The organism is Bacillus sp. TH17 (assembly GCF_016651125.1).
Lineage (GTDB): Bacteria > Bacillota > Bacilli > Bacillales > Bacillaceae_G > Bacillus_A > Bacillus_A mycoides.
The window spans coordinates 906,000-919,235 of sequence record NZ_JAEKEN010000001.1 but is presented as its reverse complement, the minus strand read 5'-3'; the positions used below and the strand labels follow the sequence as shown (position 1 = coordinate 919,235).

The following is a 13,236-nucleotide window of genomic DNA, read 5'->3' as shown; positions in this document are numbered from 1 at the left end:
GAAATGAAACATGGAACAATGTATATAGCCGTTACTATATCTCCTCTCCGTTTTTATGAAAATTTAATATCTCCATATTTGTTTTATCCTTTTAAAATGTTTCATTCTGCTCTTTATCGGGTGAAATGCGCTATTGTTTTTACGTTGTTTTTCGCCATATTTATAGAAACTAACGATTTATGAAGCATTTTTTATGTTTAGCCACTTTTTTTGTAGAAATCCTTCATTTTCCTTTCGATATTTAACACTATCGAGATAAAGTTTATGGTAAATTCATAATTTTTTATTTTTTATACTATATTCCGTTATATTGTTGTATAATATCAATGAAAGCGCTTATTATTCCAATATACATAATTCGAACTAAACTTTATCGAAACATTCTGATAGTTATACTTATATTTAAATGCAACAATTATAGGTATTAATGTAGGTATACCAAATATATCCACCCCGTTTTCCCGTGAAATTACTTTATAACATGAAAGATTAACTTGGGTGATAAGTTATTGTGAATGTTTTTTTACAAAACAGATAAGTAATAGTGTTTGGTATTATGTAAATTATTGTAATAACATAAGAGTAAAGAAAAACATTTACATTGATTATTGGTTCATCAATTATTGAAAAGAGCAAAATGCACCTTTTTGTATGGAAAAAGGATTATATGCATTGGGAGGTTTAAACAAATGACGAGGAAGAATACAACGACAAACCCTTGGGCCAAGTTCCATGGTCCGAACCTTGGTTATGTTATTGAACAGTATGATCTTTACGTAACTGGAGCAGGTTCTGTTGATCCGGAATTACAAGAGCTTTTTGAAATTTTTGGAGCTCCTTCGTTTCAAGATGATGTCGTAACAGGGGACAACACAGCAACACATTTTTCTCCTCAAAACACAGGGAACATTGAAAAAATTCTTAAAGTCGTTCAACTTGTTGAACAGATCCGTTCTTTCGGGCATACATTGGCTCACATTAATCCGATGGAAGATGCTGCAAACGGACAATCTCTTATCGAGAAAACAATGAACGAACTGAGCGATGCTGACTTGAAAGCGATTCCAGCAAAAACAGTATGGCAAGATGCACCAGAGGGTATTCACACTGCATTTGATGTAATTCATAGATTAAAAGACGTTTATACAAAATCTTTAGCTTATGAATTCTCACATATACAAGATAGTGAAGAACGCGCGTGGTTGCATCAAATGGTGGAATCAAATTCATTGCGTCAACCATTATCAAATAAAAAACGAACTGCTCTTTTAAAACGTTTAACTGCTGTTGAAGGTTTCGAGCAATTCTTGCATAAAACATTCGTTGGTCAAAAACGTTTCTCAATAGAGGGCGTTGATATGCTTGTACCTGTACTAGATGAAATTGTTTCAGAAGGTGCTAAAGGCGGCGTTGAAGATGTCATGATTGGTATGGCTCACCGTGGTCGTCTAAGCGTACTCGCTCACGTATTAGAAAAGCCATATAATCACATGTTTGCAGAATTCAAACATGCAAAAATAGAAGGTGCAGTGGCAAATGCTGGCTGGACTGGCGACGTGAAATACCATTTAGGTAGAGAACAAGTCGTTGGTAATGAAGAAGTTAGCACTCGTGTTACATTAGCAAATAATCCGAGTCATCTTGAGTTCGTTAACCCTGTTGTTGAAGGTTTCGCACGTGCAGCTCAAGAGAATCGTAAAAAATCTGGTCTTCCAGAACAAGATACTACAAAATCATTCGTAATTTTAGTTCATGGTGATGCTGCATTCCCTGGTCAAGGTGTTGTGTCTGAGACACTCAACTTAAGTAGATTGAATGCATACCAAACTGGCGGAACTATTCATGTTATCGCAAATAATGCAGTCGGCTTTACGACTGATAGCTATGATTCTCGTTCTACTAAATATTCAAGCGACCTTGCAAAAGGTTTCGATATTCCGATTGTTCACGTGAATGCTGATGATCCGGAAGCTTGTCTTGCTGCTGCAAACCTTGCGATCCAATATCGTACGCTGTTCAAAAAGGACTTCTTAATCGATTTAATCGGTTACCGCCGATATGGTCATAACGAAATGGATGATCCAGCAGTTACGCAACCACAAGTGTACAAAAAAATTAAAAATCACCCAACTGTAAGAGCAATTTATGCAGATCAATTACAATCTGCTGGCGTTCTGAATGCAGATGAGGTTGAAACAATTACTCAGTTTATACAAGAGGAATTAAAAGCTGAATACGCACAAGTGCCACCAGCTGATACGAGTGCTGCAACAATTCACGTTAAAGTTCCAGAGGTTGTTGCAAAAGGAATCCAGCCGATTGACACTGGTGTTTCAATTGAATCACTTCGTGCAATTAATGAAGGACTATTATCTTGGCCTGAAGGCTTTAACGTATATCCAAAAGTGAAGAAAATTCTTGAGCGCCGTAAAGATGCTCTTGAAGAGAACGGTAAAATTGAATGGGCACTTGCTGAATCGTTAGCATTCGCTTCTATTTTGCAAGAAGGTACGCCAATTCGTTTAACTGGTCAAGATTCACAGCGTGGTACATTCGCGCACCGTCATATCGTATTACACGATACTGATACAAACGAAACATATTCACCATTACACCGTTTACCGAACATTAACGCATCATTCTCTGTTCATAACAGTCCGTTATCAGAAGCTGCTGTTGTTGGTTACGAATATGGTTACAACGTATTTGCTCCAGAAACTCTTGTGATGTGGGAAGCTCAATACGGTGACTTCTCAAATACTGCGCAAGCATTATTTGATCAATATGTTTCAGCAGGAAGAGCAAAATGGGGTCAAAAATCTGGTTTAGTTCTTCTATTACCACACGGTTATGAAGGTCAAGGGCCAGAACACTCTAGTGCACGTCCAGAGCGTTTCTTACAATTAGCTGCTGAGAACAACTGGACAGTTGCAAACTTAACGAGCGCGGCACAATACTTCCATATCTTGCGCCGTCAAGCATCTATCTTAGGAACAGAAGCTGTTCGACCGTTAGTGCTTATGACGCCAAAGAGTTTATTACGTCATCCACTTACGCTTTCAACTGCTAGTCAGTTAAGCGAAGGACGTTTCCAACCTGCTTTAGAACAAGAAAACCTTGGTGCGAAACCAAACAAAGTAAAACGTCTTGTTTTAAGTACAGGTAAAATGGCAATTGACTTAGCAGCAGAAATCGAAAGTGGTAAGCATGAGTACAGCCTAGATGAAGTTCATATGGTTCGTATCGAGCAGTTGTACCCATTCCCTGCTGAAAAAGTTCAATCTATTATTAAACGCTTTAAAAACTTAGAAGAAATCATTTGGGTTCAAGAAGAACCTCGTAATATGGGCGCATGGCATTACATGGCTCCAATTCTGTTCGAACTAGCTGGGGATAAAGTGAAAACAGGTTACATTGGACGCCCGGATCGTTCTAGTCCATCTGGTGGCGATCCATTCGCTCACAAAGCTGAGCAAGAATTAATCGTTGCACACGCTTTAGATGTGAAGTACAACTTCCGTCAAGATAAACAAGAAATTGAAGTTTTCAGCAACTGAAAGTAACAATGAGTTTTTCAGGCTTGGCTGTGGCAGATAGTCTGCCACAGCCAAGCTAACAAATGGAGATTACCGAAGATTAAAGAAGATAAAACACACCGTTAGGCAAATAAGGGGAGGACATTTAAAATGATCGAAATTAAAGTACCTGAGCTTGCAGAATCTATTTCAGAAGGAACTATTTCACAATGGCTTATCAACGTAGGCGACAAAGTTGAGAAAGGTGGCAGCGTTGTTGAGCTTGAGACTGACAAAGTCAATGTAGAAATCATTGCAGAGGATTCAGGTATTGTATCGAAGTTACTAGGCGAACCTGGAGATACAGTTGAAGTTGGTGCTACTATCGCAATTTTAGATGCAAACGGCGCAGCGGTTGAAGTAAGCACACCTGCTCCGGCTAATGAGCAACCAAAACAAGAAACTACTGAAGCACCGAAAGCAGCAGCTCCAAGTGCTGAACAAAATAAAGCGTTGCAAGGTTTACCAAATACAAATCGTCCTATCGCATCACCAGCTGCTCGCAAAATGGCTCGTGAATTAGGAATCGATTTAAACGAAGTACGTAGCACAGATCCACTTGGACGTGTGAGACCACATGATGTACAAGCTCACGCTGCAGCGCCAAAAGAAGCACCAGCTGCTCCAAAACAAAGTCCGGCTCCAGTTGCAAAAACTGAATTTGAAAAACCAGTTGAGCGTGTGAAAATGTCCCGCCGCCGTCAAACAATTGCAAAACGTCTTGTAGAAGTTCAACAAACATCTGCAATGTTAACTACATTTAACGAAGTTGATATGAGTGCAATCATGGAATTACGTAAAGAACGCAAAGATGCTTTCGAGAAAAAACATGATGTACGTCTTGGCTTTATGTCATTCTTCACAAAAGCAGTTGTTGCAGCATTAAAACAGTTCCCATTATTAAATGCTGAAATTCAAGGCGATGAGCTTATCATTAAAAAATTCTATGATATCGGTATTGCAGTAGCAGCTCCAGATGGATTAGTTGTTCCAGTTGTACGCGATGCTAACCAATTGAACTTCGCTGAAATTGAAAGCGAGATTCGTAATTTAGGTCTGAAAGCACGCGATAATAAACTTTCATTAAAAGAGCTACAAGGTGGTACATTTACGATTACAAATGGTGGCGTGTTCGGTTCTCTAATGTCGACACCAATCCTAAATAGTCCACAAGTAGGTATTCTAGGGATGCATAAAATCCAAGTACGTCCAGTTGCAATTGATGCAGAGCGTATGGAAAACCGTCCAATGATGTACCTTGCACTATCTTACGATCACCGTATTGTTGATGGTAAAGAAGCAGTTAGCTTCCTTGTTGCTGTTAAAGATATGCTTGAAGATCCAAAATCATTATTATTAGAAGGTTGATAGATTATTAATCTATTAAAGGCTGTAGAATGAATCATTCTACAGCCTTTTTTTATTATGTTCATACGGGACAAATCACAATACATAGACTAATAATGTATGCCTAAAACGTAAGGGGGATAAACATGAATAACCTTCCAGTTCATGCAAAACTTAAAGCAAATAAGGATACTTTCTTCCTCCCCGATTCAAACGGGGGTGTTTACTTTCGAAATAACTCCAGTTCATTCCGTATGGATGGTGATGGAATTTATGACTGGATTGAGAAATTAATGCCTATGTTTAACGGTAATCATTCTTTGACAGAAATAACCGATGGTCTCCCTCTCCCCTATCAAAATCGTGTATTTGAAATTGGAGAGATTTTATATGAAAATGGTTTCATTCGTGATGTAAGCCAAGATGCTCCCCACGAATTAAACAGTGCATTACTCGACAGATACGCTTCGCAAATTGAGTTTTTAGAAGCTGATTCCCATTCAGGCGCTTTAAAATTCGAAACGTACCGCGCAGCAAATGTGCTTATAATTGGTTCTGGCGATATGCTTACTTCCCTAGTTTCTTCTTTATTAGAATCTGGTTTACCTACATTCCATTATCTTGTTACAGATCGTGCTGAAACAAACTACGATCGAATTCACGAACTAAGCGAACGTGCATATGCAAATGATGACAATGTACTTATTCAAGAAATAGATATTACAATTGATCGCCCTTTACATGAAGTATTCGAGCCTTTCGACTGGATTTTATACGTTTCCCAAAATGGAGATATTGAAAGTTTAAGAGCAATCCATACTATTTGTAGAGAGTTTAAGAAAAATTTCATACCAGCTATTTGCTTATCAAGAATTGGTTTAGCTGGACCCGTCGTAACCGCAGACCGTGAAGAATGCTGGGAATCAGCTTGGCATCGTCTACACGAAACTACTTTACAAAGTGAAAATCCACCTGAACTTTTCTCACCAATTGCATCTGCAATGTTAGCAAATGTTATCGTTTTTGAGTTATTTAAACATGTCGCTGAAGATTCACATAGGCAGCATAATCCTCAATTCTTTTTATTAAACTTGGAGACACTTGAAGGAAAGTGGCACCCTTTCATAAAACATCTTCTCGCAACCGATGAAATCTTTACAATTGATACGGTGCAAAATCTTCAAGAAAACCTTGCCCAACGTTCCGGACAATATACTTCAACTGAACTTTTTCGTTTTTTTGATACGTTAACTTCTAAAGAAGCTGGTATATTCCACATGTGGGATGAACAAGATTTATACCAATTGCCTTTATCACAGTGCAATATTCAAGTTGCAAATCCATTATCAGACGGACCTACCTCTCCCCTTCCTACTATAACTTGCGGTGGATTAACTCATAATGAAGCACGCCGCGAAGCTGGCTTAACAGGCGTTGAAACATATGTAGCTGAAATGATTCATCGTCTTATCCCCGAACATACTGATATCGGTATTGGTGCTGGGGAAACGATGACAGAAGGTGTATACCGAGCACTCCAAAAACATTTAAATAATAAGTTATATGAACGCCAATCACATATGCTAGAAGAGATTACAGAGCTTGATTTAACCGAAATTTATGATAAACATTGTAGGTTTTACTACGATGCTCTCTCTACAATTCATGAAATACCTAAAGTAGGAATGAGTGAGGAGTTACTTGGTTTTCCTGTCGTTTGGATCGGTATTAATGATAGATGGTATGGTGCGGCAAATATTAATATAACACTCGCATTAAGAAATGCTCTGCAACAGGCACTCCTTCATATTCAAAATGAAGAGATTCCTTATAAAGCTAATATGTTACCGGAATCATCCATTGTTTTATATAGTACGGATTCTGTTAGAGTAGCAATACAAGAAGAGGAAGAAATTCCAGGCGTACAGTCTTTACAAGTTGCTTTGCAAAATTTAGCGGAAAACAACTTGTATCCATTCGTTTTTGATTTAGCTATTGAGTCATTTTTAAGAGACAGCTTAGACGGTGTATATGGAGTATTAATTGCAAAGGAGGATGACCAATGACTCAAAACATACTACTTATAGGAGATGGCCTACTCACAGACTATGTACATGAGCAATTGTGTAAGCAATATTCACTCATCCGCCAGCATACAATTACAGAAGCTCTTCCTGAAAACATTCATCTTGCTCTAGTTTTACATGACGGGTCTCCTTCTTCCGTACATCATGATGCTGAGCTTATCTTTCGCTCAAATAATATTCCGTGGCTTCGCGCGTTTACTTCGTTTGGTGAAGGTATTATCGGTCCTTACGTGAAGCCTCTTACAACTGGATGTTCCCACTGCGCTGATGGACGCCGGTTTATAGCTGGCTTTGATCAAAGAGAAATGTGGGAACTACAACGAAAATATGCATTAAAAGCAGAGAACGTGACGAGGCGTGATGTACGCGCCACCCAAAATGGAATGCTACAAATGTGCCAGCTCATTCATGCTGAAACAGAGAAAATATTAGCTCATGGATATTCTTCTTTAGAAAACGAACTCATTTTACTGGACTTACAAACGTTACAATGTACCCGGAATTCGTTTCTTCCAGACCCTCTCTGTCCGGTATGCAGCAATTTGCCTGACGATACAGCAGATGCAGCGCAAATTTCTTTACAACCAAGTTTGAAAACGAGTACTGAAACGTATCGCTGTCGTTCCATTCATGAGCTAAACACATTTTTAACGAGAGACTATTTAGATTACCGGACTGGTATTTTAAACGGCCAAATGCAACATTCTTTATTACCGTTTGCTGATGTCATTATAAACATGCCGTTACTGTTTGGAAATGAAGGTGTCGCAGGCCGGACTCATTCATTTTCACTTAGTGAAGCAACTGCTATTTTAGAAGGATTAGAACGCTATTGCGGTATGTCGCCTCGTGGAAAAAAAACAAATGTACATGGCAGTTTTCGTGAGCTAGAAGATGTTGCACTGAATCCCCTCACACTTGGTGTGCATACAAATGAACATTACAATCGTGATAGTTTTCCATTTAAGCCGTTTGATCCTGATTATGAGCAAAACTGGATATGGGGATATTCTTTATTACAAAGCAGGCCCCTTCTAGTTCCAGAATCAATCGCTTATTATAGCCTTGGTCATAGAGACGCTTTCGTGTATGAAACATCAAATGGATGTGCCATTGGTGGTAGTTTAGAAGAAGCAATTTTTCACGGCATTTTAGAAATTGTAGAGCGTGACGCCTTTTTGCTCACTTGGTATGCCGAATTACCTCTTCCCCGTCTCGATCTTAGTTCAGCCAATGATACTGAATTGCAATTAATGATTGAACGCTTACGCACAATTACTGGATATGAATTATACGTTTTCAACGCGACGATGGAACATGGTATTCCGAGCATATGGGTCATTGCGAAAAATACAAGGCAAGATGGTATGAATCTCGTCTGTGCTGGCGGCGCACATATGGAACCAATTCGGGCTGTAAAAAATGCAATTCATGAAATAGCGGGCATGTTACTTATAACAGATGAAGAGCTTGAACAAAAAAGAGAGAAATATGAAAACTGTTTACAAGATCCATATCTTGTTTCGCAAATGGAAGACCATAGTATGTTGTACGGATTGAAAGAAGCGGAAGAACGTCTTCACTTCCTTTTACGTGATGATGCTCCAGTGCAAACGTTCCAAGAAATGAATGCATTACAATCATTTGATATGGATTTAACATCTGATCTTCATCAACTTTTAAACAGGTTACATCAATCTGGACTTGAAGTAATTGTTGTAAATCAAACGGTCCCCCTTATAGAAAAGAACGGCTTACATTGTGTAAAAGTAATTATTCCAGGCATGTTACCGATGACGTTCGGTCACCATCTCACTCGGGTTACAGGACTGGATAGAGTGTATACCGTACCGATGACACTTGGATATTGGGCTGAGCCTTTAACGAATGAAAGTTTAAATCCACATCCGCATCCGTTTCCATAATTCATAGTGAGGGGGAAATTTGATGCAACCTGATACTTTTTTACATCATCTCCATTTTTCTATTAATGAAATTATGTCGTCCGATAAAGAGATTGACTGGGAAGACGCACCACTTCCTTATAAATTATATCGAAATTTACCAGTAATCCCTCTCTCTTTAGAAATCCCATTAACTTTGCGGAATTCTTCTACTAAACCTAACTTAGAGGAAATCGGTCATTATCTTTGGTACTCATTTGGTTTAACACAATTATGTCAGCCTACTACTAACCTAGAAAATAATAAAACAACGACTCTATTTCGAAGATTCATCCCTTCTGGGGGTGCTTTATATCCGAATGAATTATATATGTATTTAAAAATTGATCATTATCCAGACGGCATTTACCATTACGACGCCGCGCATCACCGTCTTATCTTACTTCGCGAAGGAAATTTCGATTCTTATCTTACAGAAACACTCGGCAATCGTTGTAACCTACATTCTTGTTTTGGTGCTGCATTTGTATCCACTATGTTTTGGAAAAACTTCTTTAAATACAATAACTTTTCGTATCGTCTGCAAGGATTAGATAGCGGTGTTCTAATCGGTCAATTACTTGAATGCGCAAAACAATTTGGTTATACAAATGGTGTATATTTTCAGTTTCTAGATCGGGCAATGAATCATTTACTTGGACTGTCAGAAGGTGAAGAAAGTGTATACGCAGTTATTCCTCTAAGTACAGAATCGAATACAACTTGGTTTCACGATAATCATCACGAAAATAAAACTATTACTTCACATGACTTGTTGCAACAAATCCCACCGTTAACACATGAGCATTTCGTTCGTTCAAAATATGTAGATGAATATCCGATGATAAAAAAAATAAACGCGTCATCTATGATTGAATCAACAGAACACTTCCAAACATTTACCTGTGAAGAACGACAACAATATAGTGCACACGCTATGCAGCTACCTAAAGTGGAACGTTTATCATATGATTTTTTACAACTTTGTAAAAAACGATATTCACCTGATTCTGACTTCATTTTAACGAAATGGGATGCAGCCGAGCTCGCCACTTTACTACAAGCAGCGAGCCTCTCCTTCCCTTATTACAACGACCTTGATGGCAAATATTTAAATGAAAACGCACGAGTCTCACTATATGGATGTTTTTATAACGTAAAAGACATAGAAAACGGCGCTTACGCTTATAACAGTAGGACACATTCCATACAGCCAATTCGGTACGGAGACCTTCGTTATTCTCTGCAATCCAGTATGACGATGGATAACGTAAACCTTTTTCAAGTACCACTTTGTCTACATGTAATCGGAAATAAAGATTACTATAAAAATAAATTAGGTTATAGAGGATATCGCATTCATCAAATGGAAGCTGGCATGCTCGTTCATAAACTCGTTTTTGCAGCGACCGCGATGGGAATGGGTGGGCATCCGTTACTAAGTTTTGATACAAATTCATGCGATCAATTGTACGGGATTGATGCTGGAAATGAAACGTCCCTCATTCAAATTCCTGTTGGGGCTTACAGGGCGCGAAATTGGCTAAAAGGGTCCTTGCATAATTAGAAGCACGCCGATTAATGGCGTGCTTTTTTTAAAGGAGTTAAATTATTAAAAGCGAAATAAATACATATTCTTATATAAAAGGAGAGTTTGAATTGAGTATTTTACAAAGGTTAATCGAGCAAGCGAAAAATCCTCACGGGACAATTGGTTCCTCTATGCTTTGCATTATGAATGCTGCGCATACGAGACTAACAAATTGGGCTTTACAAAAAATACATATACGTGAAAATGCAGTTATTTTAGATATTGGTTGTGGGGGTGGTAAAACCATACAGACTCTTTCAAAACGAACTCCGCTTGGGAAAATATACGGGATCGACTACTCCAATCAAGCTGTTGAAAACTCAAAGAAAGCAAATATGAAGGATGTCAAAGCAGCGAAAGTAATTATTCATCAAGCAAGCATCTCCTCTATTCCATATCATCCGGACTTCTTTGATCTCATTACCGCTTTTCAAACCCACTACTTTTGGCCCGATTTTGAACACGATATGAAAGAAGTATTTCGCGTCTTAAAACCGAATGGATCCTTTTTACTAGTTGCTGAAACTTTCAAAATCCAATATCATATGGATAAATTTAAGACGACCGAAGAATTAGTAAACCTTTTTTATGAGACGGGATTTACAAGCGTGAAATGTTACGAAGAAAGAGGGTGCCTTTATTTAATAGGAAATAAGTAAAAAGCAGACCTTTCAAGGTCTGCCTTTTTTACTAGATTACTTTAAAAATACTCTTAATTTGTCTTGCAAATAACCAGTTTTTCGTACCGTAGTTATCATTTAGACTATCTAAATTAATAGCTTTCCCGTTAGAAAACTTTAGTTCTAACGTTGTATTTTTGTCATTTGTTTTTAAGTTGCTATTTGTAATGTCATCATACTTTAATTTTTCAATCTCAATATACTCTTCCTTCTCTTCTCCGATAACGACGTGATCTTGGAAGAAGAAGAATACTTCTACTTTCTTACCGAAACAAAATACGTTTTTCGTATAAATTAATGTCGCGTTATCAAGTCCGACACATACTTCTTTCATCTCTTCAACAACGTTTCCTAAGTCTTCTTCGTTTCTTGCATTTGATTCAGCAATCCATTCTTCGATTATATTCATGTTAATTGCCATACTGTGCCCCCTGGTTCGTTCATTGCTTTATTAAAAAATAAATACTATATGACAATATAAGCGATACGTACTATGTTTTCAAGGGTGAACGGTATATTCGAAATAAAGTGAAACTTTATTTATTCCCCTTTCACAAAAAAAATAGCACTTAAAAAAGTGCTATTCCGCTCTCCTTGCTGCTTGTTGAATTGGATCCCAAACGCTGTTATATGGTGGTGCGTAACTTAAGTCGACATCTTCTAAATCGTGAATACTCATTTTATTGAAAAGTGCCATCGCGATAACATCAATACGTTTATCTACGCCCTCTTCTCCAATTACTTGACCGCCTAATAATTGTTTCGTATCGGCGTGATATAGTAATTTCAAGTGAAGTGGCGAAGCACTCGGGTAATAGCCTGCCATATTTGTTGAATCTACTTTGACCGTCTTATACGGGATGTTTAGCCCTTTCGCTTCTTTTTCATTTAAGCCTGTTCTTGCGAGCGTCAGATTCATAAATTTAATAATGCCCGTACCTAACGTACCTTTAAATGCTCTTCGTTTATCAACCATATTGAGTCCGGCAAGTCGCCCTTGTTTATTCGCAGTCGTTCCGAGCGGGATATGATCATGAGTTTCCTTTATAACATGGTAATGCGTTGCACAATCACCAGCAGCGTATACGTCTTGTACATTCGTTTGCATATAAGCATTTACTTCAATTGCACCTTTATGAGTTTTACGTATATTTGTCCCTTCAAGAAAATCAGTATTTGGCTGTACACCGACAGATACTAAAACGAGATCAGTTTTATACGTCCCTTTATCCGTCTCCAGTTGTTCTACTCTTTCTTTTCCTTTAAACGCTTTTACATTTTCATTCGTTAAAATTTCAATATTATGTTTATCTGCTTCTTTATGTATATATTCCGCCATATCGGCATCATAAATTGTGCCAATATGATTGTTTCGCTCAATCATTCTTACTTTCTTACCAAGTTCGACGAATGTTTCTGCCATCTCTAGTCCAATTGCACCGCCGCCAATAATAGTTACATCCTCAACTTTATTCGTTTCTAGCGTTTTTAATATGCGCTCAGCATCCGGAATTGTTTTTAAAAGATGAACGCCTTGCAAATCTCGCCCTTCCCATTCTGGCATAACAGGACGCACTCCAGTCGCAATTAATAAACGGTCATACGGAAATTCAAAAACATCTTTCGTCTCCGTATGCTCTGCGTACACCATTTTCTTTTCCGTATCTACTTTCGTTACTTCATGACGTACTTTCGCATCAATTCCATATTTATCACGAAACGTCTTTACATCGCGTGCAATTAACTTTTCAGTAGAAGCAATAACACCACTAATCACATACGGTAATCCGCACTGAGCGTATGAATAGATTTCACCTTTTTCTAACGTTACAACATTTGCAGTTTCATCGTTTCTAACAATTTGCATTGCTGCACTCATACCTGCTGCATCTCCGCCAATAATGACATAGTTCATTTTACCACTCCTTCTTTTTTACATACTCTTTACGATTTCCATATTTTATAGAAATAACACCTACTTCCATTGTAAAGAAATAGAATTCTATCTACAAA

At 38.0% G+C, this 13,236-nt stretch carries 8 protein-coding genes; 6 read left to right on the top strand and 2 right to left on the bottom strand.

All coding sequences use genetic code 11. From position 1 onward, the window contains the following. Window positions 1-689 precede the first annotated feature (689 nt). From odhA to JFT95_RS04510, 6 genes are all read left to right on the top strand, one after another. The gene (odhA, locus tag JFT95_RS04535; RefSeq protein ID WP_201051592.1) at window positions 690-3,557 is read left to right on the top strand and encodes a 2-oxoglutarate dehydrogenase E1 component; all 2,868 of its coding nucleotides are present in this window, start codon (window positions 690-692) and stop codon (window positions 3,555-3,557) included. A gap of 129 nt (window positions 3,558-3,686) precedes the next feature. Next, a complete protein-coding gene (gene odhB / locus JFT95_RS04530; RefSeq protein WP_002168867.1) occupies window positions 3,687-4,943 on the top strand; it encodes a 2-oxoglutarate dehydrogenase complex dihydrolipoyllysine-residue succinyltransferase in 1,257 nt (418 codons plus the stop codon). A gap of 125 nt (window positions 4,944-5,068) precedes the next feature. Then, complete coding sequence (locus JFT95_RS04525) at window positions 5,069-6,988, top strand: putative thiazole-containing bacteriocin maturation protein (RefSeq protein ID WP_201051590.1); 1,920 nt, start codon at window positions 5,069-5,071, stop codon at window positions 6,986-6,988. After that, window positions 6,985-8,934: a TOMM precursor leader peptide-binding protein gene (locus tag JFT95_RS04520; protein ID WP_201051589.1), complete on the top strand. Its 1,950-nt coding sequence runs from the start codon at window positions 6,985-6,987 to the stop codon at window positions 8,932-8,934. Before JFT95_RS04525 ends, JFT95_RS04520 begins: the two co-directional genes overlap by 4 nt. A gap of 22 nt (window positions 8,935-8,956) precedes the next feature. Then, window positions 8,957-10,519 carry a SagB family peptide dehydrogenase gene (locus JFT95_RS04515; protein ID WP_201051587.1) on the top strand — a complete coding sequence of 521 codons (1,563 nt, stop codon included), beginning with the start codon at window positions 8,957-8,959 and terminating at the stop codon, window positions 10,517-10,519. Window positions 10,520-10,611: 92 nt separating this feature from the next. Further along, window positions 10,612-11,202 (top strand): class I SAM-dependent methyltransferase, encoded by a 591-nt coding sequence (locus JFT95_RS04510; protein WP_201051580.1) that lies wholly within the window; start codon window positions 10,612-10,614, stop codon window positions 11,200-11,202. A 31-nt stretch (window positions 11,203-11,233) separates the two neighbouring features. On the opposite strand, the gene JFT95_RS04505 is transcribed toward JFT95_RS04510, so the two are convergent. Together JFT95_RS04505 and JFT95_RS04500 are read right to left on the bottom strand one after the other, a co-directional pair. Further along, complete coding sequence (locus tag JFT95_RS04505; RefSeq protein ID WP_201051578.1) at window positions 11,234-11,644, bottom strand: DUF3908 family protein; 411 nt, start codon at window positions 11,642-11,644, stop codon at window positions 11,234-11,236. Window positions 11,645-11,803: 159 nt separating this feature from the next. Beyond that, window positions 11,804-13,138, bottom strand: coding sequence for a CoA-disulfide reductase (locus JFT95_RS04500; RefSeq protein WP_201051576.1), 1,335 nt, complete (start codon window positions 13,136-13,138; stop codon window positions 11,804-11,806). Window positions 13,139-13,236: the final 98 nt, after the last annotated feature.

Coding starts and splice junctions, on each gene's coding strand:
- odhA (WP_201051592.1), top strand. CDS start 690: ATGACGAGGAAGAATACAACGACAAACCCTTGGGCCAAGTTCCATGGT.
- odhB (WP_002168867.1), top strand. CDS start 3,687: ATGATCGAAATTAAAGTACCTGAGCTTGCAGAATCTATTTCAGAAGGA.
- JFT95_RS04525 (WP_201051590.1), top strand. CDS start 5,069: ATGAATAACCTTCCAGTTCATGCAAAACTTAAAGCAAATAAGGATACT.
- JFT95_RS04520 (WP_201051589.1), top strand. CDS start 6,985: ATGACTCAAAACATACTACTTATAGGAGATGGCCTACTCACAGACTAT.
- JFT95_RS04515 (WP_201051587.1), top strand. CDS start 8,957: ATGCAACCTGATACTTTTTTACATCATCTCCATTTTTCTATTAATGAA.
- JFT95_RS04505 (WP_201051578.1), bottom strand. CDS start 11,644: ATGGCAATTAACATGAATATAATCGAAGAATGGATTGCTGAATCAAAT.
- JFT95_RS04500 (WP_201051576.1), bottom strand. CDS start 13,138: ATGAACTATGTCATTATTGGCGGAGATGCAGCAGGTATGAGTGCAGCA.